This window comes from Pseudomonas sp. P4_B4, from assembly GCF_056402255.1.
Map to the genome: position 1 here is coordinate 1 of NZ_JBFUHS010000055.1, position 22,078 is coordinate 22,078.

At 59.6% G+C, this 22,078-nt stretch carries 23 protein-coding genes and 3 pseudogenes; 7 read left to right on the top strand and 19 right to left on the bottom strand.

What is annotated here, in order from left to right:
• Positions 1-61 precede the first annotated feature (61 nt).
• Positions 62-1,036, bottom strand: a complete 975-nt coding sequence (gene hemB, locus AC1DVE_RS30000; protein ID WP_008021700.1) for a porphobilinogen synthase — start codon at positions 1,034-1,036, stop codon at positions 62-64.
• Positions 1,037-1,074: 38 nt separating this feature from the next.
• Positions 1,075-1,785 carry a glutathione S-transferase family protein gene (locus AC1DVE_RS30005; protein ID WP_223460822.1) on the bottom strand — a complete coding sequence of 237 codons (711 nt, stop codon included), beginning with the start codon at positions 1,783-1,785 and terminating at the stop codon, positions 1,075-1,077.
• A 355-nt stretch (positions 1,786-2,140) separates the two neighbouring features.
• Here AC1DVE_RS30005 and AC1DVE_RS30010 point away from each other — a divergent pair, with 355 nt between their 5' ends.
• Positions 2,141-2,812: a histidine phosphatase family protein gene (locus AC1DVE_RS30010; RefSeq protein ID WP_223460821.1), complete on the top strand. Its 672-nt coding sequence runs from the start codon at positions 2,141-2,143 to the stop codon at positions 2,810-2,812.
• Between the two features lie 137 nt (positions 2,813-2,949).
• Here AC1DVE_RS30010 and mnmH read toward each other — a convergent pair whose 3' ends face one another.
• The 5 genes from mnmH to AC1DVE_RS30035 form a co-directional block, all read right to left on the bottom strand.
• On the bottom strand, positions 2,950-4,053 hold the full coding sequence (mnmH, locus tag AC1DVE_RS30015; protein ID WP_223533914.1) for a tRNA 2-selenouridine(34) synthase MnmH: 1,104 nt from the start codon (positions 4,051-4,053) through the stop codon (positions 2,950-2,952).
• A complete protein-coding gene (selD, locus tag AC1DVE_RS30020; protein WP_223460818.1) occupies positions 4,053-5,087 on the bottom strand; it encodes a selenide, water dikinase SelD in 1,035 nt (344 codons plus the stop codon). Before selD ends, mnmH begins: the two co-directional genes overlap by 1 nt.
• A 92-nt stretch (positions 5,088-5,179) precedes the next feature.
• Entirely contained in the window at positions 5,180-6,136 is a 957-nt protein-coding gene (locus AC1DVE_RS30025; RefSeq protein ID WP_477784405.1) for a quinone oxidoreductase family protein, read from the bottom strand.
• 27 nt (positions 6,137-6,163) lie between these two features.
• Positions 6,164-6,337 carry a DUF1427 family protein gene (locus tag AC1DVE_RS30030; RefSeq protein WP_223460814.1) on the bottom strand — a complete coding sequence of 58 codons (174 nt, stop codon included), beginning with the start codon at positions 6,335-6,337 and terminating at the stop codon, positions 6,164-6,166.
• 105 nt (positions 6,338-6,442) lie between these two features.
• Entirely contained in the window at positions 6,443-7,222 is a 780-nt protein-coding gene (locus tag AC1DVE_RS30035; RefSeq protein WP_057714009.1) for an AraC family transcriptional regulator, read from the bottom strand.
• A 147-nt stretch (positions 7,223-7,369) separates the two neighbouring features.
• Between AC1DVE_RS30035 and AC1DVE_RS30040 the strand changes: the two genes are divergently transcribed.
• Positions 7,370-7,597: a DUF6555 family protein gene (locus tag AC1DVE_RS30040; protein WP_057714008.1), complete on the top strand. Its 228-nt coding sequence runs from the start codon at positions 7,370-7,372 to the stop codon at positions 7,595-7,597.
• A gap of 33 nt (positions 7,598-7,630) precedes the next feature.
• Entirely contained in the window at positions 7,631-7,909 is a 279-nt protein-coding gene (locus tag AC1DVE_RS30045; protein WP_477784406.1) for a hypothetical protein, read from the top strand.
• A gap of 23 nt (positions 7,910-7,932) precedes the next feature.
• Here the strand turns inward: AC1DVE_RS30045 and AC1DVE_RS30050 are convergent, their stop codons facing one another.
• The 5 genes and pseudogenes from AC1DVE_RS30050 to AC1DVE_RS30070 form a co-directional block, all read right to left on the bottom strand.
• Complete coding sequence (locus AC1DVE_RS30050; protein ID WP_080925374.1) at positions 7,933-8,097, bottom strand: metallothionein; 165 nt, start codon at positions 8,095-8,097, stop codon at positions 7,933-7,935.
• Between the two features lie 101 nt (positions 8,098-8,198).
• Positions 8,199-8,315: pseudogene (locus tag AC1DVE_RS30055) on the bottom strand (helix-turn-helix transcriptional regulator); the annotation flags it as partial.
• Between the two features lie 21 nt (positions 8,316-8,336).
• Positions 8,337-9,572: a hypothetical protein gene (locus AC1DVE_RS30060; protein ID WP_223460810.1), complete on the bottom strand. Its 1,236-nt coding sequence runs from the start codon at positions 9,570-9,572 to the stop codon at positions 8,337-8,339.
• A gap of 8 nt (positions 9,573-9,580) precedes the next feature.
• Positions 9,581-10,387: a hypothetical protein gene (locus tag AC1DVE_RS30065; RefSeq protein ID WP_223460808.1), complete on the bottom strand. Its 807-nt coding sequence runs from the start codon at positions 10,385-10,387 to the stop codon at positions 9,581-9,583.
• Entirely contained in the window at positions 10,359-13,106 is a 2,748-nt protein-coding gene (locus tag AC1DVE_RS30070; protein ID WP_223460806.1) for a glycoside hydrolase family 19 protein, read from the bottom strand. The genes AC1DVE_RS30065 and AC1DVE_RS30070 overlap by 29 nt, the downstream gene beginning before the upstream one ends.
• A 735-nt stretch (positions 13,107-13,841) precedes the next feature.
• Between AC1DVE_RS30070 and AC1DVE_RS30075 the strand changes: the two genes are divergently transcribed.
• Positions 13,842-14,189 (top strand): DUF6124 family protein, encoded by a 348-nt coding sequence (locus AC1DVE_RS30075; protein WP_223460804.1) that lies wholly within the window; start codon positions 13,842-13,844, stop codon positions 14,187-14,189.
• Positions 14,190-14,398: 209 nt separating this feature from the next.
• On the opposite strand, the gene AC1DVE_RS30080 is transcribed toward AC1DVE_RS30075, so the two are convergent.
• The 3 genes and pseudogenes from AC1DVE_RS30080 to AC1DVE_RS30090 all read right to left on the bottom strand — a co-directional run bounded on the left by AC1DVE_RS30080 (position 14,399) and on the right by AC1DVE_RS30090 (position 17,509).
• Positions 14,399-15,220, bottom strand: a complete 822-nt coding sequence (locus AC1DVE_RS30080) for a methyl-accepting chemotaxis protein (protein ID WP_371925915.1) — start codon at positions 15,218-15,220, stop codon at positions 14,399-14,401.
• A gap of 36 nt (positions 15,221-15,256) precedes the next feature.
• A pseudogene (locus AC1DVE_RS30085) lies at positions 15,257-16,081 on the bottom strand (cache domain-containing protein); the annotation flags it as partial.
• 111 nt (positions 16,082-16,192) lie between these two features.
• Positions 16,193-17,509: a Na+/H+ antiporter family protein gene (locus AC1DVE_RS30090; RefSeq protein ID WP_150725793.1), complete on the bottom strand. Its 1,317-nt coding sequence runs from the start codon at positions 17,507-17,509 to the stop codon at positions 16,193-16,195.
• 114 nt (positions 17,510-17,623) lie between these two features.
• Here AC1DVE_RS30090 and AC1DVE_RS30095 point away from each other — a divergent pair, with 114 nt between their 5' ends.
• Positions 17,624-17,758 carry a hypothetical protein gene (locus AC1DVE_RS30095; protein WP_263287605.1) on the top strand — a complete coding sequence of 45 codons (135 nt, stop codon included), beginning with the start codon at positions 17,624-17,626 and terminating at the stop codon, positions 17,756-17,758.
• A 120-nt stretch (positions 17,759-17,878) separates the two neighbouring features.
• On the opposite strand, the gene AC1DVE_RS30100 is transcribed toward AC1DVE_RS30095, so the two are convergent.
• From AC1DVE_RS30100 to AC1DVE_RS30115, 4 genes and pseudogenes are all read right to left on the bottom strand, one after another.
• A complete protein-coding gene (locus tag AC1DVE_RS30100) occupies positions 17,879-19,195 on the bottom strand; it encodes a sensor histidine kinase (protein ID WP_223538171.1) in 1,317 nt (438 codons plus the stop codon).
• On the bottom strand, positions 19,192-19,860 hold the full coding sequence (locus AC1DVE_RS30105) for a response regulator transcription factor (protein ID WP_223538168.1): 669 nt from the start codon (positions 19,858-19,860) through the stop codon (positions 19,192-19,194). Before AC1DVE_RS30105 ends, AC1DVE_RS30100 begins: the two co-directional genes overlap by 4 nt.
• Before the next feature lie 3 nt (positions 19,861-19,863).
• Positions 19,864-20,184 (bottom strand): PepSY domain-containing protein, encoded by a 321-nt coding sequence (locus tag AC1DVE_RS30110; RefSeq protein WP_223460795.1) that lies wholly within the window; start codon positions 20,182-20,184, stop codon positions 19,864-19,866.
• Positions 20,184-20,356, bottom strand: a pseudogene (locus AC1DVE_RS30115) (PepSY domain-containing protein); the annotation flags it as partial. The gene AC1DVE_RS30110 and the pseudogene AC1DVE_RS30115, both read right to left, overlap by 1 nt.
• Positions 20,357-20,464: 108 nt before the next feature.
• On the opposite strand from AC1DVE_RS30115, the gene AC1DVE_RS30120 reads away from it, so the two are divergent.
• On the top strand, positions 20,465-21,544 hold the full coding sequence (locus tag AC1DVE_RS30120; protein WP_477784407.1) for a patatin-like phospholipase family protein: 1,080 nt from the start codon (positions 20,465-20,467) through the stop codon (positions 21,542-21,544).
• Positions 21,545-21,618: 74 nt separating this feature from the next.
• A complete protein-coding gene (gene queD, locus AC1DVE_RS30125) occupies positions 21,619-21,975 on the top strand; it encodes a 6-carboxytetrahydropterin synthase QueD (RefSeq protein WP_046042818.1) in 357 nt (118 codons plus the stop codon).
• The last annotated feature ends 103 nt before the right edge of the window (positions 21,976-22,078 follow it).

The following is a 22,078-nucleotide window of genomic DNA, read 5'->3' on the forward strand; positions in this document are numbered from 1 at the left end:
ATCTATCACTGACACTCCGCTTTCGCGAGCAAGCCCGCTCCCACAGGGTATGTGGTGGTCCTTAGATCCCGGCCAAGGCCAGATCCATCGCAAAATAGGTAAAGATCAAGTCTGCCCCGGCCCGCTTGATTGCCCCCAGGCTCTCGCGCACCACACGGTCTTCATCGATGGCCCCGGCCTGGGCGGCAAACTTGATCATCGCGTACTCACCGCTCACCTGATACGCCGACAGCGGCAGGCGCGAGGCTTCGCGGATGTCGCGGATGATGTCCAGATACGCACCGGCTGGCTTAACCATCAGCGCATCGGCGCCTTCCTGCTCGTCGAGCAACGATTCGCGCACCGCTTCGCGGCGGTTCATCGGGTTCATCTGGTAGCTTTTACGGTCGCCCTTGAGCGCACTGCCACCCGCCTCGCGGAACGGGCCATAGAGCGCCGAGGCGAATTTAGTCGAATAGGCCATGATCGCCGTCTGGGTAAACCCGGCGTCATCGAGCGCCCGGCGAATCGCCTGGACCTGCCCGTCCATCGCCGCCGACGGGGCGATCACGTCGGCACCGGCACGGGCCGCCGCGACGGCTTGCCGGCCGAGGTTGATCAGGGTCTGGTCGTTGTCCACTTCATGGTTGTGCAGCACGCCGCAATGGCCGTGGTCGGTGTACTCGCAAAAACAGGTGTCGGACATCACGATCATTTCCGGCACTGCGTCCTTGGCGATGCGCGACATGCGCGAGACCAGGCCGTCATCGCGCCAGGTGTCGCTGCCGCTGCTGTCCAGGTGATGGGATACGCCGAAGGTCATCACCGACTTGATCCCGGCACGGGCGTAGCGCTCGATCTCGCCGGCCAGTTTCGACTCGGGAATGCGCATCACGCCCGGCATGCTTTTGATCGGCACGAAGTCGTCGATTTCTTCTTCGACAAAAATCGGCAGCACCAGGTCGTTCAGACTGAACTCGGTCTCCTGGAACAGGCTGCGCAGGCTCGCATTGCGGCGCAGACGGCGGGGGCGTGCTTCGGGGAACTGACTGGACATGGGTATTCCTGAATTTCAGAGGACGAGAGGTAGGAGGTTTAATTCGAGATTGGTTTCGGGATTTCCAACCCGCGCACCACCGCCGGCCGCGTCAGGAAACGTTCCAGCACCCGCGTGACGTTAGGGAAGTTCTGAATGCCCACCAGATCGCCGGCTTCATAGAAACCGATCAGGTTGCGCACCCACGGGAAAGTGGCGATGTCGGCGATGGTGTAGCGCTCGCCCATGATCCAGTCGCGCCCTTGCAGCCGGCCGTCGAGCACCTTGAGCAGGCGTCTGCTTTCCTCGACGTAGCGGTCACGGGGACGCTTGTCTTCGTAGTCCTTGCCGGCGAATTTGTTGAAAAAACCGAGCTGGCCGAACATCGGACCGATCCCGCCCATCTGGAACATCAGCCACTGAATCGTTTCGTAGCGCGCTGCCGATTCCTGGGCCAGCAGTTGCCCGCTCTTGTCGGCCAGGTAGATCAGAATCGCCCCCGACTCGAACAGCGCCAACGGCTGGTCGTCCGGACCGTGGGGGTCGAGGATCGCCGGGATCTTGTTGTTGGGGTTGAGGGAAAGAAATTCCGGGGACATCTGGTCGTTGGTGTCGAAGCCTACCCGGTGAGGTTCATACGGCAGGCCGATCTCTTCGAGCATGATCGAGACCTTGACGCCGTTGGGGGTCGGCAAGGAGTACAGCTGAATCCACTCCGGATACTGGGCAGGCCATTTGCGGGTGATGGGGAATGCGGACAAATCGGTCATGGGCGGGATCCACGAAGACATTGAGAGTGACGATCATAATGTAGATATCCGCTCAGCGATCCCTTGAAGCCATGAATCTCGCTGATAGGCGAGATCAAAAGAGATCGCCACTGTTTCAACACCATCCGGTGTATTGTGTCCACATTTGTGCAACATCCTGTCGATAGCCTTCGCTGCAAACCCTTGAAGGTTACCGGCACTCGACCGAAATCGAACCAAACGGGTTCAGGGGACTCTGAGCACCACTCCTTTGAAACGGACCGGCTTCAATGACATGGAAAACACCCGACGCTGGACAATCGTGGTGTAAAGCTTTGTCAGCCTTAACCGAATTGCGCTGAAGATCCTTCTATTCATGAACCTGTTCAATTTTGCCAAACGCTTTAAACATCGCGCTTACCTTTTGTTGCCCGCCCTCTTGGTGGTCAGCGCGTTGTTCCTGTCGCTGGAGCCCGGCGCAAGTCGCGCCCAACCGATGGATGGCACCCAGACGCTGGTCTTCCTACGCCACGGGGAAAAACCCGCCGCAGGCCTGGGCCAGCTCAATTGCCAGGGGCTCAACCGCGCCATCGACCTGGCCACGCTGCTGCCGGAAAAGTTCGGCAAGGCCAACTATGTGTTCGCGGCCAACCCGACCCGTAACGTCGAGGAAGGCGAGTTCGATAATTCCTATAGTTACATCCGTCCCCTGATGACCATCAGCCCCAGCGCCATCAAACTGGGCCTGCCGGTGAACATCAATTTTTCCGCCAATGACACCAGTGACCTGGCCGATGAACTGCTCCAGGACAAGTATCACAACTCGGTCATCTACACGGCCTGGTCACACGGCTACCTGCCGGAGCTGATCAACACGGTGGCCGGCGAAGCCACCGGCATGGATGCGAAGATCATCGACGACTGGGAGTCCAGCGACTACGACTCGCTGTATGTACTGACCCTGACCTGGCACAACGGCAAGGCCAGTTTGCAGAGCCATGTGTACAAGCAAGGCCTGGATAACGGCGCTGAAGCCTGCCCGACTTGAGGCATGCGTTGTCTGAGCGGGCGCCTTCGCGAGCAAGCCCGCTCCCACATTCGATCTCCAGCGAACACAAATTTTGTGACCGCCGCTGATTAAATGTGGGAGCGGGCTTGCTCGCGAAGGGGCCGGCAAAAGTACCCTCAACCCTTCTGATTCACTCGCTCGCGCAGATACTCGAGAACCGCCCCTCGCTCCCCGGCAAACTCGATCCGTGCGTCTTTCTTCTCCCGCTGAAACGCATACATCGGATCGTAGTACTCGCACAGCAGCCCTTCGATCCAGCTCCGGTGCAGATCCACCGCGCCACTGCGGGCCTGCTCAACCAACGCATCCTCCATCAAAACCAGCAAGCGCCGATGACGTTCGCCGCCCAGGCGTTTCTGCACATTGTTCAGGCTCGCCAGCAAGCGTTCGGAAAACAACGCAAAGCCGTCTTCGCCATGCACGTCGATGAATTCGGCGCACAGATCCACCACATAATCGCGCAGAATCCGCTCGACCCGACCTTCCAGGCTGTCTTCCAGCCACACCATCGGAAACTGTTGCATGCCCTGGTACAGCGGCAACGGCAGCGCACAACTGCCCACCGCACGGCTTTCGTCTTCCAGTACGAACTGCTCGATGCCCCGGGCGCGTTTTTTCAGCACGTCTATGGCCAAGCGGTTTTCGAAGTCGATATTCGAGGGTTGGCCCGTGGCGCGTTTGCCGAAACTGGAACCGCGGTGGTTGGCATGACCTTCAAGGTCCACGGCGTTGCCCAGTTGCGTGAGCACCTCGGTTTTGCCGGTGCCGGTCATCCCGCCCAACAGGACGAAATCGCACTGGGTCACGGCTTGATCGAGAGTGTCCAGCAGGAAGGTGCGCATGGCCTTGTAGCCGCCGCCCACCCGTGGATAGTCGATGCCGGCCTCCTCCTTGAGCCATTGCTGGACTATCTGCGAGCGCAGACCGCCGCGAAAGCAATACAGCAGGCCATCCGGATGCGCCCGGGCAAAATCGGCCCAGACCTGGATGCGTTCGGCCTTGACCGCGCCCGACACCAGTTGATGCCCCAGCACGATGGCCGCTTGCTGGCCGTGCTGCTTGTAGCAGGTGCCGACCCGCTGGCGTTCATGGTCATTCATCAACGGCAGGTTGATCACGCCGGGAAACGAGCCTTTGTTGAATTCGACCGGCGCGCGGGCGTCCATCATTGGCCGGTCGTTGAGGAAGATGTCGCGGTAATCGGTGCAGTCGACGAACATCAAAACACCTCGACCGCGTTGCTCTGTCGCTCGACCAGTTCACCGATCGGTTCCAGGCTAAGGCCCAGTTCGGCGGCCACCGAAAGGAATTGCTCGTTGCCTTGCGGCGTCACGGCAATCAACAGGCCACCGCTGGTCTGCGGGTCGCAGAGCACGCGTTTGTGCAGCTCCTGAAGGCGTCCGAGCTTGCTCGCGTAGCTGTCGAAATTGCGCAGAGTCCCGCCGGGTACGCAGCCCTGTTCCAGGTAGTACTCCACCCCCGGCAAGCGCGGTACGCGGTCGTATTCAATGCGCGCCGTGAGCTGGCTGCCGTCGGCCATTTCCACCAGGTGCCCGAGCAGGCCGAAACCGGTGACGTCGGTCATCGCGGTTACGCCGTCGAGCTTGCCGAAACGGCTGCCGGGTTTGTTCAGGGTGCACATCCAGTCCCGGGCCAGGCCGATGTCGGCATGACGCAACTTGCCCTTTTTCTCGGCCGTCGTGAGGATGCCGATCCCCAGGGGCTTGGTGAGATAGAGCAGGCAACCGGCGGTGGCGGTGTCGTTGCGCTTCATGTGGCGCTTTTCCACCAGGCCGGTGACAGCCAGGCCAAAGATCGGTTCTGGTGCGTCGATGGAGTGCCCACCTGCCAGCGGAATGCCCGCCGCGTCACACACCGCACGGCCGCCGCGGATCACTTCCCGGGCAACTTCCGGCGCCAGCACGTTCACCGGCCAGCCCAGAATCGCAATCGCCATCAACGGATCGCCGCCCATCGCATAGATGTCGCTGATGGCATTGGTGGCGGCAATTCGGCCGAAATCGAAGGGATCGTCGACGATCGGCATGAAAAAGTCCGTGGTCGAGACCACGCCGCGTTCCTCATCGATGGCATACACCGCCGCGTCATCGCGCGAGGCGTTGCCGACCCAAAGCTTCGGGTCGAGGTTCTGCGCCCCGCTGCCGGCCAGGATCACTTCCAGCACCTGGGGGGAAATCTTGCAACCGCAACCGGCGCCGTGGCTGTATTGGGTCAGGCGAATCGGCTCGCTCATGGGGTTACCTCTTGGAGTCTAGGTAACCAATCCTACAGCAAATGCGCCTTTTTCTTTGTAGGAGATGCGGTGGTGAGCCGTGCCTCTGTGGGTTATGGCAGCAGAATCACTTTGTCACCGCTGCCTTGATTCACTTCGGCATAGCGCTCCAGTCCTTCAGCCAAAGGCGACTCGAACAAGCCTTGTGGCAGGGGCAACAAATCCTGATCGAAGAACTTGCCGAACTGGTCAAGCATCGCCGCACACGCCTGCACCCCGTACAGCAGCGAGTTGATTCCCACCACCGAGCCACCCTTGCGATACAACGCCAGGGCCGGCAACTGCACGTGACCGTCCACGGGCGCCGCGATGATCGCGATGCGGCCGAACGCGGCCAGGGCAGGCACCGAGGCCGGCAGCCAGAAACCGGTGGTGTCGAAAATCACGTCGGCGCCGCCAGCATAGACCGCGTTGACCTGAGCCCCGAGGTCTTCGGATTTATCCAGTTGCAGGGTCTGGTAGCCCTGGTCCTGCAAATCCTTGACCTGTTCCGGACGCCGCGCGGCCGCCAACAGCCGGGCACCGCGCACCTTGGCCAAGGCCAGCGCGGCACTGCCGACCGCTCCGCCACCGATGACCAGCAATCGGGTTCCGGCCGTCACCAGGCTGCGTTCCAGTGCATCCCACGCCGTGGTGTACGGCACGCCGAGGCTGGCGGCCTGGGCGAAGCTCAAATGCGTGGGTTTGAGCGCCACCCCGTTAGCCGGCAGTTTGACGAATTGCGCGTGGGAACCGTCGGCGAAAAAGCCCAGTTCCTTGCCCGTGCCCCAGACTTCCTGACCGATCAGCGCCTGCGGGCCGGCCACGACAACCCCGGCAAAGTCACGACCGGGAATCCGCGGCAAGGTGGTGTAGGGAAAACGCCCCAGCACGTTCTTTACATCGCTGGGGTTGAGGCCGGCGGCCTTGATCTCGACCAGCACTTCATCGGCGCCGGGCACGGGCGTAGGCACCTCGACGTAGCGCAGGGCCGAGAGATCACCGGTTTTATCGAATTGCAGAGCTTTCATGGGCGTATCCATCGAGTCGAAAAGGGTTCAGGAGATCCAGCCAGCCACCAGCCCCCGTCCCATCGGCCAGAGCTTTTCGCCGGCGAGCATGCCGAGCAGGCCCACCAGCGCGATGGCCGGGGGTGCGGGGGAACGAAAGTCCAGGGCGCCGTAGAGCAGACCGACGCCCAGACCGATGGCCAGTGACGTGAGGTAGTTCATGGCAGACTCCGGGGCAATTGAGGTATGCGCTGAGTCTAGAGGGCAACGCCTTTGTGCATCGGCCAAGTGCTTCTGAATTTCGGCCAAAGCCTGGCCTCGACGAAATCAGTCCTGGCGTTGCGCCGCAGGAAACTGCGAAGGGGCAACGCCCAGTTCACGACGAAACATGTCGCTGAAGCTGCTCGGCGAATAGCCCAGCTCCCGGGCAATCGCGCTGACCGGTACGCCCTGGATCAACTCGGCCACCGCCGTCGCCAGTTGCACCTGACGCCGCCACTCGGCGAAGCCCATGCCCAAACCGTCCTTGAACAGGCGCGCCAGGGTGCGCACGCTGGCTCCGGCGTTATCCGCATGTTGTTCGAAAGGAATGTCCAGTGAAGGCGCGGCCATGACCGCCTGACACAGGTTCATCAGCCGTCGGTCGGAATCGTCCGGTAGCGGGATTTTCAGCAGCGAACGCCTGGCCCGCTTGAGTTCCAGTAGCGCCAGGCCTACCAGCGCGTCGTAATACTCGGGCGCCCCGTCGTTACCCTGCTCGACCAGACCGACGATCAGTTCGCGCAGCAAGCCGCCGACCTCGATCACCTGAACGCTGTCATCCAGGGTTGCGGCCAGGGACGGTCGCAGGTAGATGTTGCGCATTTGCAAGTCGGACACCACGCGAATCCCGTGGGGCACGCCGGGCGGCAACCACACCGCCCGCTGCGGTGGCACCACCAGTGCTTCGTGCGGCGTCTCGACCCACATCACCCCGCTCATCGCATACAGCAACTGGCCCCAGACGTGCTCATGGGGCTCGATGTACAACCCGCGCGGATAGGTGCGAGCCAGCGGTTGCACAGGCACATCGGTATCACTCAGGTCAGGCGGTGCGGCGAGGGCCATGGTCAATGTTCATTGGGGGTACGGGAAGGTTCCATGGTAACGGGGCGCCGAACTTGTCGCCAGCAACCGCCGCCGTCCGACAAACCGAATGAATTTTCCTGAAGGCGTGCGATCCTTCTATGTACGACAGGGAGGAACCGGGGCTTTATGAACAGTGCAAAATTATTCGTCATCGAGTACACCCTCCATGGCGCTCCCAAGTCATTCATCATCCGCCTGGAAAAAATGGATAACGCAGAAGCCTGGCATTGGGCGAGCTGTGACGCGGGAGTGGGGCGAATCCCCCGATTCGGACGCGAGAAAGTGCAAAAGACCAGCAAGCCGATGGCTGAAAAATTCGGCGTGGAAAACGTCAAGTGGCGGCCGGCGAACTAATATCCGGTAACCATCAGGTTCGGGGGAAGGGATATGAGCACAACACCCGTCAACAGCCCTGCGCAGCTGGACTACGGTCTGGACACGCCGACCGGTCGCCTCACCAAGAGCGCCGAGTGCCTGATCGGCCTGGAACAGGTCGAAAATGACCCATTCTGCTTCGCCATACGCGTCCCGGCGCCACTGCCGGAAGATCTGGAGCAAGCCAAGACCCTGGTGCTGCGGGTCGAAGGGCGGCGCTTGCAAGGCACCGTGCGCCACAGCGAACGCCTGGAAGATGACAGCCTCAGGCTGGAAGTGGAGCCGGATTAGGCTCCACTTTTCATTCGCGGTTGTCAGCCATGAGCGCACTTGCACTCTTTATGGGTGCATTCCTCGCCGTGTTCATGGTGCTTGGCGCAGGCTTCACAGCAGTAATGCTTGCCGTGACGGGCAATCGGATGTTCACCGAGTTTGCAGGAACATTTCGGACAATCGCAGATACTTTCGCGGTCAATCATGGGGCTGACTCCTCTTGTGTGGTCGCCAGTGCTCAGATGCACACCGTAAGTGTAGGAGCTGCCGCAGGCTGCGATCTTTTGACTTTTCAGTGCCTGCGCAGTCACTCGATAAACAACGCAAACAACTCCGACTGCGAACCCACCTCCAGTTTCAAATACAAATTCCTGCGGTTCATACGCACGGTTTCCGGCGAGATGTTCATCTGGCTGGCGGTAGAAATCACCCGTAAGAACTACGTTCAAGACTCCAATTTCAAAAGTGCTGATGCTGGCATCAACACCGTGCCCCAGAGACCAGCCGCAGCCGCTCCGCCACTGAAGATGAATTGTGGCCCGGCACCGCGCCGAATAGCCTGCGCCCCGGCAGCGACGGCTAGCCAAGGCGAAGCGCAGCCTGGATGACCCAGCATTGCATCGAGGTTGCACAATCCCGGCCTATTGACTGACATGGGGACTTCAGACAACACGCCTGCAATGGCGGCAGCCCGTCGCCCATCAATACCCACTTGCCAAACCTGCTCGATTGATGTCGATTCAAGCGGCACCCAATCAAGAGCCTGGCGCGTAGCGTAAAGCAGATCATCGGCGGTGGGCTTGCGCTCCTGCTCCGGACGGTGAAGGTAGGCTATCGGCGGCAATGTGGTTTGCGTCAGACGATTGCCAAACAACAGCCCGACGGCGGCTTCCGCCGTGCCTTCAGGCTGCTGCGGCGCAAACTGCACGGCCAAAACCAACAACAACGCCCGATCACCAATACGCTGGTCAAGCCACTGGTCCAGTGCAGCCAGACCGGTGCCATCCACAGGGGTAACGGGCTGGCGAATACCGGATTCGCGCCATGCCTGTCGCCAAACTCGGCGCCATTGCTTCTCCGGCAAACCGGTATCGACATCCAGCAACAGGGCCAGCGGTTGATCGGCAGGCAACTGCGCCAAAGTGGGCACCATGTCGGCGAGCGTCTGCGCCCATATACTCAGCAATATTGCTTCCGGATTTTCATCTGCATCGTTAGATAAACAACTATGGCGAAGTATTGATCCATCCACCCTGGACGCTTGTGACTTCAGCGCCGTCGTCCCACTCAGCAGAGCGTCAAGCTGTATTTCCGGAACATCCGCAGGTTCTTCAAGAGCAGTCTGCAAGCTCACTCCCAACACCTGTTGCGAGCGACGCCCCTGACGAATCTTGCGGATCAGGTCTTCTTCACGAGCCTCATCCCAACCATCGGCGGCACCTTGTTCGCCGGCGTGCAACAGCACTCGCCCGAAACCCAGCACGCACCAAACCAGGATTGGAATGCTTACGGCCCAGCTCCAGAAATCCGAAGACCGTTGAGGTAATGTTTCGTCGCCGAACAACAGCGTCGCTGCAACACCTAACAAACAAAACAGCAACAACATGGCGAGCCAAAGCAAAAATCGAGGTCGTTGAGGGCGCAGTGCGAGAGGAGGAATTTTATCCAGTCTGATTGGCATGTCTTCACCTAACTCGCCGAAAAGTTTATCGACTTACACTGAGCCCATTTCGTAATCATCTTTATCTTTGCTTGGTAGGAAACCTTGCACCATCCGGCAGTCGAATCCGTCACCAAAACTCTGTCGCCCTCGATTAAATACATCTTAGTTTTACTCTGCTGTTCCGGTTCAGAGCCACCATCAAAAAGAAATGCTTTCTCTAAAATGGTACCTGTGATTTCTTTGTCAGCAATGATGGAGTAAAACAAGGGCGAACCAACTACCGCTTCAACACTTTTTTTGTCTTTGTACGGATATATATACGTTGATCGTCCTTGTTCATCGACAGAATCCCCACCCAGATCAAAAAAACGTGTACGCTTTCGATCAAGAAGTAAAGTTTCGCCCTCCAGCCTAATAACACTTACGTCGTAAATATCACTTACCGGATCCCACGCTCTTGGCGTTTCCATGCGATGGATAACGAACAGCATTTCTTCGCCCATCCCACCAACTGGAAGAAAAAAAGCGTCGGTGATTGCTCCTTCCGTACCCGCGTATGGAAATTCATAAACAAACTTTGGGCTTTCAGATGGAATAACCGAGTAAAGGGATATTTCATCAGGATCACGGGACAACTGCCCCTCGGTTTGCACCTCTGCTTTTGTGTAGACGAAACATGCTTTCACCCCATGTACATCCATATAGCCATAAGCTTCCCGAAGGCCAATAGCGCTGCACCCTTGATCACTCGCTATTGCCGTCGATCCAAGCAGATAACCAAAAATTATAATTAACTTAATCACTTCATTTACACCTACTATCAAAGTGAGCATTGAATTCTTTAGTAATCTCCCGCTTGTATTTTTGGCGATCAGGCAAACCTGCCAATCCGATATTTATGGGGCGAGTCACCGCGGTAACGCCGACGTCCCCATTTAGGGACGGATCTTCCGCAATCGCTGCTATACGCCTTACCTTCCAGAACCACAGTGCTGTTTCTATAGCAACGGCGAAATCTTTCTCCAAGAGCTCTGGGTTAGAGTCAATCGGCAGCCCTGTATCTCTGGCGCATTTCTTATAGGTTTCATAATGAGTGAGATGGATCAACCCTCGTCCTCTAAAATCTTTTCCTGGCTGCTCAGCATTGCCATAACAATGCAAGCCGTAAGCTGCATCGTTACCTATAAGATGTTCATCTATCCAATTCAGTTTTTCTTCATCACTTGCGAAGGAAAGCCCTTTCCTAGAAAACCCCGCATTGATTACAGTCGGAGATAATCTATAAAGTTTGGCGGCAGTGTATGTTCGCCTAGAGTAGTTCAACGACTCTCGAAATTGTAAAAACCCGCCAGTCTCCTTCTTTGCTTGCGCTAGCAGATGCGTGATTTGCTCACAGCTATCTAGTCCGTATTTCTTGAACAGGTTTTTAGATGCTTCAACCATTGCACTGATGAAAAGCGGGTTCACTTCGCTGCCGCATATTTCGCTCAAAAAACCTTTCGTTAATTTGAGCGTAGTGCCACATATTTTGCAATTCAGCACTCCGTTTACAGTGTTCGCAAAGTAACCAAACATCCCAATCGGATGAAAGTGATACACACTCCCCCACGAAGGCAACCCCACCTTCTCCGCAACTTCCCTCCACCACCCCAACTGTGCAATCCGCTGCTTCTCCGCCAGCCAATTCAAGTGCGGTGTCGAGCCGCTATGGCCGAGCAACTCATCCAGTGCGTCCCATACCTTCGGCTGCTGAAACCACTCGCTTTCCTTGTACAGGATCATCTGCGAAATCGCCTGCGCATGAGCCGGTCGCTCAAGGGCCGCTTGCAGTTCAGTGGCCGTCATCTTGCCGTCGCGGTTGCGATCGATGATCTCGTACAACCGGCGTTTCATCGGGCCCTTGTCGTCTTTTTCGGCAATGGAACGATAGCGCTCGCGTTCAGCGTCGCTGAAGCGGCCGATGGCGCTGAGAAAAGAGGCCAGCAAGTGTTTGGGTCTGCTGAAGTCGATGATGACGTCATAGCCTTCCCAAGCCCACGGACTGACCCAAGGCGTTACGCCTGGCTCTTCACACACCCAGCCATCAAGAAGATTGTTGTCGGCGTCGTGAAGCAAATGTTTCAGGTGATACCAGGTGCGAGCTTTGCGCGTCGGGCTCGCGGGCACCTGGATTTTTCGGTCCGCCGGCAGATCATCGAGCATCTTTTTGGGGACCAGCAAATCGGCAGCACTGCGCGGGCTGGGATCACTCGACGCCTGCAATTGCGCAGCGGTGACATTTCCTTCAGGCGCCACCACCGGTGTGCCCATGGGGAGTTTCAGCCAAGTTCTGTCTTTCTCCGGCAGGCGTTGGGCCCACAATCGACTGGCTTCGATGAATTCCTCGACGTCATCACCACTGAAGGTTTCCAGGTGCAGCTTCTTATCCGGCTGATTCGCGCCGCCGTCCTGATACAGGCCGAGGTGGCCGATGAGGTCACCTGCCTTGATTGCGACAGGCTGGTCAAGCACCACTACCTGATCTGTCGCTACCGGCTCAATGGCACCTTCCAGCGAGTCAAAATGCACATACTGGTTGATGCGCTCGAGCTTGCGAAACTCGCCTTCGCCACTGACCGTGACTTCCGATTCAACCGGTAAATCGAACATTACGTTATCGGCAATCACCGGTTCGGCCCGGACGTTGACTGTCGTCTTCGACGAACTGATGCGGGTTTCTTTGCGGTCTGGGTGTTTGAGCACCTGAGTAGAGAGATAGCCCTTGATCGAGCCATCGGGGTTGAGCAGTTTGGCCGGTCCCAGACTGCTCTCCAACTTGCGAAATTGTCCGGTGCCACTAATAGTCACCTCGGCGCCTCGCGGCAGAACATCGATTACCTGGCCATTCAACTTATTGCGCACGTTCAGGCCACGCTGTTCAGGCCGGCCGGGAAAGACGTCATACGCCGTCTGCTTGACGCGAAAGGTCGGACGCTCGGGCCAGAATCTTGGGCGAGCGAGGGTGGAATCCTTCTGATACATCGCCCAATCCTGCAGATGCATGTAGAGGCTATAAAAAATCAGGCTTGGTGGAGTGTCCTGGCTACCTTCGATCTTCGGCGGTTGAAGGTGATGGCGAACCAACACGAAGTTGCGCGAAAAGGGTTTCTCGACCGTTCGATCATTGGCGAAGTAAGCGGTTTTCGGCGACTGCGTGTCGACGCGATAGGCCACCACTTCGCCGTCGGCCAGGCAATGCACGCTGGACTGATCCAGGATGCCGACGGTGCCGCTGTCGAAATGCACGCCGCCATGAAAGAGCCCGCTGCGGCCTAGCGGGTAGTAACCGGCAGCGGCATTGGCCATGTGAGTCAACTGCGCCAGCGGATCGCGTTTGTCCTTGAACGGATGGCACCAGTTTTTCAGAGGGAGCAGTGTGGAGTTATCCGCTTCCGGGGTCGCCGGGACTGGCCGGGTATCGGGTGGTGGCGAGCTCGGAGAACTCGGCCCATCCCATCGCGAGTCCCCGCGGTTGCCGTGAAATCCAAAAAATCGGGCAAGCAAACTGGCCATGTTGAGTGTCGCTCCTTGTTCTGGAAAAGATCAGGCAGAGAAATCCGTAAATTCCGTGGACTTGGCTTTGGGTGTCTGTCAGTTGCGAGGGCGCTGGCACTTGCAGCAATTGATGGGCCGCACCGCTGCACGCGAAAGGACGTCGAAGGCGGCGTCGAAGCCGCGGACGTGGAATTTGTGGCGGCTGTGGTCGAAGAAGGTGCTAGGTATGTTGAGCAAGGTTCAGACCTCCCTGGCCTGTTTGAGGTGTACGGGGAGGTTGTAAATCCACCCTCGTTCAAGCGCTCGACAGCTTTCACGAAGGTGATCAGGGCTGGAATAGGACATTTCTGCGGGTGACGTAGGACGCGTCCGTATACCGATGCGCCTGAACTGTAAGAGTTTTCCAGGCCTTGTCGGACAACCCATCAAGCTTACTTCTCGAAAGCCACAACGCCTTGCGTCGTTGCCTACGGTTACGCCAGAATCCGCCGGCTTGTGCGCCCTGGGGCCGCTCGGTAACTTGATTCGCGTCACTGATCGTCAGTGATCGGGTTTAGTAGCCCGGCCAAGGTTAAAGCGGTCGCATGAGCATTATCAGTCAGGTATTCGCCTGCACTTGATGGTAGCTGTGCGCATGGCGTCCTCGGGCGCGCCGGTTTTTGCTTTCCTTGCCGGTCTACTAACTTGCGCACAGCTGCCACCCTTTCGTGTAGTAGCGAGATGGTGCGGCCCAACCACTAAAGGGAAGCACTTATGAACAAACCAACACCGAATCCCCCGGACGCAGATCCGGCAAAACTTTCAGAAGCCCTCGACTCAAACAATTCCCACGAGCGGTCCGAACGCATCCCCTCTGCCGCCGACATACAGGCCACCCCGCGCAAACTCTGCACCATGTTCATCGTCAATCCGGAACTCGATAGTGAAACCCTGCTGGCTCATGCGTGTGAGTCACTGGCCTCGGCCAATGTCATGACCCTGGATCTGGCGGATCGTACGGAGGGGACGAGTCGCAATACGCTGCTGGGTATCGCACAAGTCATCATGCTAGGCGAGTTGGCGGTGAACCGGGCGCTGGATCGAATCTATCCGCCTGAGTAGAAGATTAAAAGATCGCAGCCTGGGCGGCTCCTCCATGGGTCCGGTACAACCGTCATTTTGCGGGTGTACGCAAAACCTGAGCCGCCACAGGCTGCGATTTTTTGTGGCAAGGGAGCTTGCTCCCGCTTGAGTGCGTAGCGCTCACAGATTTTTGGGGCCGCTGCGCAGCCCGGCGCGAGAAAGCCCCCTCGCCACAAAAAGTTGCTCTGTCAGATCCGGAACTGCCCGACCAGGCTGCCCAGGCGCTGACCGAGGTCGGCCAGGCTGCGCGAAGTCTGCGCGCCGAGTTGGGTTTCGTCGGCGACGTTGTCCACCGCCACGGCAATCTGGTGCACGCTGCGATTGATCTCTTCGGCCACGGCGGTCTGTTCTTCGGCGGCACTGGCGATCTGCGCGTTCATCGAATTGATGGTCGCGATCAGCTGGGCCATGGTGTCCAGCGAAGCCCCCGCTTCGTTGGCCTGGGCTGAGGTGCCGTCGCCGGCCTCGCTGGAGCGACGCATCGCCTCCACCGCCGACTGGGTGCCGGCCTGCAAGCGGTCGATCATGCCCTGGATTTCCTGGGTGCTGATTTGCGTGCGGCTGGCCAGCGCCCGCACTTCATCGGCCACCACCGCAAAGCCGCGTCCGGCCTCGCCTGCGCGGGCAGCTTCGATGGCCGCGTTGAGCGCCAGCAGGTTGGTCTGCTCGGCAATCGAGCGGATCACCCCGAGCACGCTGACAATCGACGACACGTCTTTTTGCAGGCTGTCCAGGGACACACCGCTGCTGCGGATGTCGTCCACCAGGGCATGGATCTTCTCGATGCTGCCGGCCACCACGCGCTTGGCTGCCTGCCCTTCTTCGTCGGTCTGCTGGGCTGCCACCGCGGCGTTCTGCGCACTCTTGGCCACTTCCTGGGCCGCCGCCGACATTTCGTTGATCGCCGTGGCGACCTGATCGGTCTCATGGCGCTGACGTTCCATGGCCTGGTCCGAACGGTTGGCCTGGTCGGACACCTGAGTCACCAGTCCGGTCAGTTGCGAGGTCATTTCGGTGATCTGCCGCACCAGGCCGTGGATCTTGTCGACGAAACGGTTGAACGAGCCGGCCAGTTCACCGAGTTCGTCCTGGCTGGTGATGGTCAGGCGGCGGGTCAGATCGCCCTCGCCAGCGGCGATGTCGTCGAGGTTGGCTTTCATCAAATGCAGCGGACGCAGAATGGTGTTGGCCAGCAGCATCCCGGCGGCAGCGATCACCAGCAGCACCACGACCGCCACGCCGACGATGCTCAGCACCATGCCTTGCATGCGCTCCTGGACCTTGGCTTCGACCACCGCCACTTGTGCTTCGATGCCGTCGAGGTTGACCGAGGTGCCGACCGCCATGTCCCACTTCGGCAGGTATTCGGTGTAGCCGAGCTTGGGCACCAGCACCTGGGTGTTGCCGGGTAATGGCGAGCTGTATTGCAGGTAGTGCGTACCGTCCTTGGCGACTTTCACCAGGTCGCGGTTGACGTAGACACCGTTCGGGTCGCGGTTGTCCTTGAAGCTCTGGCCCACGCCTTCGGGGCTGTTGGCCTTGAACAGGCGCACAGTGTTGGAGTCGTAGCCGAAGAAGTAGCCGTCCTTGCCATAGGTGATGCTCGACAGCAGCTTGATCACCTGGGCCCGCGCCGCCCCTTCGCCGGGGGCGGCCGCGTCGTAGAGCGGTTTGATCGTGGTCATGGCCACGGCCACGTAGCTTTGCAAGGTCGCCTTGGCATCGCTGAGCAGGCGCTCGCGGGTCTGCTCGACTTCCTTGCGCACCTGATCCTGCAGAATGAACAGCGTGGTCAGGCTGATGACCAGCGCAAACAGCAACACCGGGAGGACGGCAAGGGACAGGACTTTAGCCTTGAGGCTCATGCGCATGACGTTCACTCTTTTGATTTTGTTGGCGTGGTTAAAAGCTTTAACGGCACGCCAATGCAAAAGTTGAACGCGGTCATCAGGTCCGCAGAAGATCCCACAGGGATTTCGGGGTTACAGGACCATCGCGGCCACCCAGCCAAACGCCAGCAATGGCAGGTTGTAGTGCAGGAAGGTCGGGACCACGGTGTCCCAGATGTGATGGTGCTGGCCATCGATGTTCAGGCCGGAGGTCGGGCCCAGGGTCGAGTCCGAAGCCGGCGAACCGGCGTCGCCCAGAGCACCGGCCGTGCCGACGATGCACACGATCGCCAACGGGCTGAAGCCCAGTTGCACGCACAGCGGCACGAAGATCGCCGCCAGAATCGGCACGGTGGAGAACGACGAACCGATGCCCATGGTCACCAGCAACCCCACCAGCAACATCAACAACGCGCCGATGCCCTTGCTGTGATCGATGTACGACGCCGACGACTCGACCAGCGTCTGCACCTCACCGGTGGCTTTCATCACTTCGGCAAACCCGGAGGCGGCGATCATGATGAAGCCGATCATCGCCATCATTTTCATACCTTCGGTGAACAGGTCGTCGGTGTCGCGCCATTTGACGATGCCCGACACCGAAAAAATCAGGAAGCCGGCCAGTGCACCGATAATCATCGAGTCCAGCAACAACTGGATGATGAACGCCGCCGCGATGGCCACACCGGCCACCATCAGGCTCAGCGGGTTGTATTGCACCGCCACTTGCTCGACCTGTTCGATCTTCGCCAGGTCGTAGACACGCTTCTTGCGGTAGCTGACAAACGCGATCAGCAGGCCCGCCACCATGCCCAGGGCTGGAATACCCATGGCGTGGGTCACATTGATGCCGCTGATGTCCACGCCGCTGCGGGCGACGTTGGCCAGCAGGATCTCATTGAGGAAGATGTTGCCGAAGCCCACCGGCAGGAACATGTAGGGCGTGATCAGGCCGAAGGTCATGACACAAGCGATCAGGCGACGGTCCAGTTGCAGCTTGGTCAGCACATAAAGAAGTGGCGGCACCAGCAACGGAATGAACGCGATATGGATCGGCAGGATGTTCTGCGAGGCGATGGCCACGACCCAGAGCAGGCCGATCAGCAGCCATTTGACCTGGCCACCGCCGCTGGCGTGCTGGCGATCGACCATGGCCAGGGCCTTGTCGGCCAGCGCATGGGCCATGCCGGACTTGGCAATGGCCACGGCGAAAGCACCGAGCAAGGCGTAGGACAACGCCACCGTCGCCCCGCCACCCAGGCCGCTGTTGAAAGCCTTGAGCGTCGCCTCGATCCCCAGGCCACCGGTCAAGCCACCGACCAGCGCACCGACGATCAGGGCGATCACCACATGCACGCGGGACAGGCTGAGGATCAGCATGATGCCAACCGCGGCAATTACTGCATTCATTGTCATACCTCTGGGCAAGCGAAAAGAGTCCGGCCGGCAGTCTGCGAGAGCCGCCAGCGGATAAAAGGAATGGGTTTTATTAGAGGGCGCGCACTTTGCCGCAGAGTGGGCGCGGTGTCAAAGCTCGTGGGGACCCTGAGTGTGCAGTGGATTGCGATCTCCAGTGCCACCGAAGAGCAAAGCGCGGTGGAGGAGATCAACAGCCTGGCGAACCAGCAGCAGAGCCTGATGGATCAGTTCCGCGTTTAAGCCCCGCAAAATCCCCTGTAGGAGCGTGCCTGCTCGCGAAGACGGCAGCACATTCACTATCAATGTGACTGGCAGGCCGCTTTCGCGAGCAGGCTCGCCCACAGGGTTCCTGGTGTGACTTCAGGTGTGTTTGGGCAACTCGATGACGACTTTCAACCCACCCCACTCGCTTTCCAGCAACGACAGTTTGCCGCTCCAGCTATCGACGATGTCACGCACGATACCCAGCCCCAAACCATGCCCATGGGTTTGCTCATCCAGCCGCGTCCCTCGGCCGAACACCTGATCACGACGCTCTTCGGGAATGCCCGGGCCGTCATCTTCCACGCTGAGTTCAAACCCCTCTGCAGTTTCGGCCACACTCAGGCGAACCTCGGCATCCGCCCATTTACAGGCGTTATCCAGCAGGTTGCCCAACAGTTCCAGCAGATCCTCACGATCCCAGGGCAATTGCAGGCCGGCCGGTGCGCGATAGCTCAGCGCCAGGTGGTCGCCGTGGATCATGTTCAGGGTGGCCAGCAATCCGGGGAGTTCAGCATCGCAATCAAACAATGCGCCCGGCAACGCATCGCCGGACAACCGCGCACGATTGAGCTCCCGATTGAGTCGTTGCTCGACCTGTTGCAGTTGCTCCTTGAGGGTCTTGCGCAGTTGCGGGTGTGCGTCGAGTTGCTCGCTTGAAGCCAGGCTCAACAGCACCGCCAACGGGGTTTTCAGGGCATGGCCGAGATTGCCCAGGGCATTGCGTGAGCGCTTGAGGCTATCCTCGGTGTGGGCCAGCAAGTGGTTGATCTGCGCCACCAGTGGCTCCAGTTCCACCGGCACCTGGTCATCGAGTTGCGAACGCTGGCCCTGTTGCAACTGCGCGATCTGCTCGCGGGCCTGCTCCAGCGGACGCAAGGCGCGGCGCACGGTAATCCGTTGCAGCAGCAGAATCAGCAGCAGCCCGGTCAATCCGAGGCCCAACCCGAGCTGTTGCATGCGCCGGAAGCTTTCGCGAATTGGCGTGTAATCCTCGGCGACGCTGATGGAGATCGGCAACCCCGAACGTCGATAGTCCGTACGCAATACCAGCAACTGTTGCCCTTCCGGCCCCAGTTGCAGGTTGCCGTGCAGGCCGGGGTGATCGAGCACCGGCATTTCCTGATCCCATAAAGAACGGGAACGCCAATGGCCGTCGGCGAAATCGATGCGGAAATAATGCCCGGAGAACGGCCGCTGATAGGCCGGTGACAGGCGTCGCTCATCCAGTTGCAAGCCTTGCGGCCCGCGCACCAGTGCCGCCAGCAGGTTCTCGCTGTCATTGCGCAACCCGGCTTCGAGGTAGCGCTGCAACCCCATTTCGAACAGCCACAGGCTGGTTTGCGCCAGCACCAGGCCAACGACCACCATCACGCTGATCAGGCCCAGGCTCAAGCGGCGCTGGATCGATCTCACCGAGCTTGCCCGCCGAACAGATAACCCTGGCCGCGACGGGTTTCAATCACGCTCTTGCCGAGCTTGCGGCGCAAGTGGTTGACGTGGACTTCCAGCACATTGGAATCGCGCTCGGTTTCACCGTCGTAGAGGTGTTCGGCGAGGTGGCTTTTGGAGAGGATCTGCTCGGGGTGCAGCATGAAATAACGCAACAGGCGAAACTCCGCGGCGGTCAGCTGAATGTCCGCACCGTCGCGCACAACGCACTGCCGACCTTCGTCCAGATGCAGCCCGGCGGCCCTGAGCGTTGGCTGGTTGACCTGGCCATGGGAGCGGCGCAGCAACGCCTGGATGCGCAAAAACAGCTCTTCGGGATGAAAGGGTTTGGTCAGGTAATCGTCGGCGCCGGCCTTCAGGCCTTCGATGCGTTCGGCCCAGGAATCCCGGGCCGTCAGGATCAGCACCGGCGTGGCCAGACCCGCCGCGCGCCATTGCGCCAGCACCTCTAGCCCCGGCACGCCCGGCAAACCGAGGTCGAGGATGATCAGGTCGTAAGGTTCAGTACTGCCCTGATACACCGCGTCGCGACCATCGGCCAGCCAGTCTACCGCATACCCCTGGCGGTTGAGACCGGCCAGCAGTTCGTCGGCCAGGGGCACATGGTCTTCCACCAGCAGCAAACGCATGGATCAGTCTTCCTTGTCTTTGAGTAAACGGCCGGTGGTGGCGTCGATGCCCAGTTCGCGGACCACGCCTTCCGGGGTCAGCAGCTCGACTTCATACATGTAGACGTCGTGTTTTTCTTCGAGCTCGGCTTCCAGCAGTTTCGCACCGGGGTAGCGATCCATCGCCTGCTGCAGCAGTTGCTCCAGCGGCAGGATCACGCCCTGTTGACGCAGGCGCAGGGCTTCATCCTGATCCAGATCACGGGCCATCACTGCCGAGCAAAATGCCAGAAGCAACAGCACCATCCGGCTGCCGGTGCATCGATTGAATAAAAACACCTTCATTACCAATCCTGATGATCCTTGAGAACCTGCCCGCTGACAGCGTCTAATTCCAGATCCGGTCGATACCCTGCTGCCGATCACCGGGATACCTGGTCGGTGCGAGTGGTGTGAGCTTCTCGAAAGCCACAATGGTACCAGCGGCGCGCAATCTCAGCGTTGCGTCGGGGCCCAGGCGAGCCACCTTAACCCGCGGAACTTAATTGAAGCTGAATTGCCATCATTGCTGACACCTCAGCCCGCTCCCACATAATCTGCCCGCTGAACAGACTTCGAGACTTTAATGACCGCCATCCACATCAAGTTCCCTTCCCTGACCCTCAAGGCCGGCCCGCGTGCCTTTGTGCGCATCCGTGACAACGGCTTGAACGCCGCCGACGTCGGCACCCTGCCTGGCGCGGCTGGCGGTCCGAAGGCGCTGGGGATTCAGGGTCTGGACCTGGCGCTGTTCGGCGAGTGGCTGCCGGCGGCACCGCGGGAACGCTCGCTGATTGGCGCATCGGTGGGTTCCTGGCGCTTCGCCAGCGCCTGCCTGCCGGACGCCGCCGAGGGCATCCGGCGTCTCGGGCAGCTGTACACCGAGCAACACTTTGCCAAGGGCGTGACCATGGTGCAGATCAGCCAGAGCTCACAGCGCATGCTCAATAACCTGCTCGACGGTCGTGATGCCTCGATCCTCGGCAACAACGATTACCGCCTGAACATCATGGTGGTCAAAAGCCACGGCCTGCTGGCCGACGATCATCGCGGCCGCCTGGGGCTGGGCCTGTCATCGGTCATCGCCGACAACCTGCGCGGCCGGGCGCGGCTGGCACGGCACTTCGAACGCCTGATCATCCACGACCCGCGCCTGGCGCCGCCGGTCAATGCCTTGAATGACTTCCCCTCGCGCTTCGTCGCCCTCAATGCCGGCAATTTGCGCCAGGCCCTGCTGGCTTCGGGCTCGATACCGATGGTGATGGAAGGCGTGCGCGACCTGCCGGGCGCCGGCGCCGGGACCTTCCGCGACGGCGGTCTGCTGGATTACCACCTGGACCTGCCCTACAGCGGCAACGACATCGTGCTGTACCCGCACTTCACCGACCGGGTGATCCCCGGCTGGTTCGACAAGACCCTGCCTTGGCGCCGCGCCTGCCCGGCTCGCTTGCAGAATGTGCTGTTGCTGGCGCCGTCGAAGGAATACCTGGCGCGCCTGCCCTACGGCAAACTGCCGGACCGTAACGACTTCAAGCGCTTCATGGGCGATGCCCCGAGCAGGCAGAAATACTGGCGCACCACCATGGACGAAAGCCGCCGCCTGGGCGACGAATTCCTCGAACTGGTCGCCAACGGTCGCCTCGGCGAGCGCTTGCTGACCCTTTAGTCAGGACAAACTGGTAAACTCGCCGCCTGCCCGAATCGCTGCGGCGAACGCCACCTGAACAGAGCTGAAAAACTGTGGAAATCTTCAAAGAATTTACCTTCGAATCCGCCCACCGCCTGCCCCACGTACCGGACGGCCACAAGTGCGGGCGCCTGCACGGTCACTCGTTCAAAGTGGCAATCCACCTGAGCGGCGACCTCGACCCGCACACCGGCTGGATCCGCGACTTTTCGGAAATCAAGGCGATCTTCAAGCCGCTGTACGAGCGCCTGGACCACAACTACCTGAACGACATTCCCGGCCTGGAAAACCCGACCAGCGAAGTGTTGGCCAAGTTTATCTGGCAGGAATTGAAGCCATTGCTGCCGGAGCTTAGTGCGATCCGTATCCACGAGACCTGCACCAGCGGTTGCATCTATCGCGGCGAATAATCTTCAGACAACACTGCCCCCCCTTGTGGGAGCGGGCTTGCTCGCGAAGGCGTCGGCACAGCCACCATCAAGGTGCCAGAAAAACCGCCTTCGCGAGCAAGCC

What these genes read in the sequence shown, in the direction of transcription:
- hemB (WP_008021700.1), bottom strand. Translation starts at nt 1,036, where the DNA reads ATGTCCAGTCAGTTCCCCGAAGCACGCCCCCGCCGTCTGCGCCGCAAT.
- AC1DVE_RS30005 (WP_223460822.1), bottom strand. Translation starts at nt 1,785, where the DNA reads ATGACCGATTTGTCCGCATTCCCCATCACCCGCAAATGGCCTGCCCAG.
- AC1DVE_RS30010 (WP_223460821.1), top strand. Translation starts at nt 2,141, where the DNA reads ATGAACCTGTTCAATTTTGCCAAACGCTTTAAACATCGCGCTTACCTT.
- mnmH (WP_223533914.1), bottom strand. Translation starts at nt 4,053, where the DNA reads ATGTTCGTCGACTGCACCGATTACCGCGACATCTTCCTCAACGACCGG.
- selD (WP_223460818.1), bottom strand. Translation starts at nt 5,087, where the DNA reads ATGAGCGAGCCGATTCGCCTGACCCAATACAGCCACGGCGCCGGTTGC.
- AC1DVE_RS30025 (WP_477784405.1), bottom strand. Translation starts at nt 6,136, where the DNA reads ATGAAAGCTCTGCAATTCGATAAAACCGGTGATCTCTCGGCCCTGCGC.
- AC1DVE_RS30030 (WP_223460814.1), bottom strand. Translation starts at nt 6,337, where the DNA reads ATGAACTACCTCACGTCACTGGCCATCGGTCTGGGCGTCGGTCTGCTC.
- AC1DVE_RS30035 (WP_057714009.1), bottom strand. Translation starts at nt 7,222, where the DNA reads ATGGCCCTCGCCGCACCGCCTGACCTGAGTGATACCGATGTGCCTGTG.
- AC1DVE_RS30040 (WP_057714008.1), top strand. Translation starts at nt 7,370, where the DNA reads ATGAACAGTGCAAAATTATTCGTCATCGAGTACACCCTCCATGGCGCT.
- AC1DVE_RS30045 (WP_477784406.1), top strand. Translation starts at nt 7,631, where the DNA reads ATGAGCACAACACCCGTCAACAGCCCTGCGCAGCTGGACTACGGTCTG.
- AC1DVE_RS30050 (WP_080925374.1), bottom strand. Translation starts at nt 8,097, where the DNA reads ATGATTGACCGCGAAAGTATCTGCGATTGTCCGAAATGTTCCTGCAAA.
- AC1DVE_RS30060 (WP_223460810.1), bottom strand. Translation starts at nt 9,572, where the DNA reads ATGCCAATCAGACTGGATAAAATTCCTCCTCTCGCACTGCGCCCTCAA.
- AC1DVE_RS30065 (WP_223460808.1), bottom strand. Translation starts at nt 10,387, where the DNA reads ATGCTCACTTTGATAGTAGGTGTAAATGAAGTGATTAAGTTAATTATA.
- AC1DVE_RS30070 (WP_223460806.1), bottom strand. Translation starts at nt 13,106, where the DNA reads ATGGCCAGTTTGCTTGCCCGATTTTTTGGATTTCACGGCAACCGCGGG.
- AC1DVE_RS30075 (WP_223460804.1), top strand. Translation starts at nt 13,842, where the DNA reads ATGAACAAACCAACACCGAATCCCCCGGACGCAGATCCGGCAAAACTT.
- AC1DVE_RS30080 (WP_371925915.1), bottom strand. Translation starts at nt 15,220, where the DNA reads ATGACCTCGCAACTGACCGGACTGGTGACTCAGGTGTCCGACCAGGCC.
- AC1DVE_RS30090 (WP_150725793.1), bottom strand. Translation starts at nt 17,509, where the DNA reads ATGAATGCAGTAATTGCCGCGGTTGGCATCATGCTGATCCTCAGCCTG.
- AC1DVE_RS30105 (WP_223538168.1), bottom strand. Translation starts at nt 19,860, where the DNA reads ATGCGTTTGCTGCTGGTGGAAGACCATGTGCCCCTGGCCGACGAACTG.
- AC1DVE_RS30110 (WP_223460795.1), bottom strand. Translation starts at nt 20,184, where the DNA reads ATGAAGGTGTTTTTATTCAATCGATGCACCGGCAGCCGGATGGTGCTG.
- AC1DVE_RS30120 (WP_477784407.1), top strand. Translation starts at nt 20,465, where the DNA reads ATGACCGCCATCCACATCAAGTTCCCTTCCCTGACCCTCAAGGCCGGC.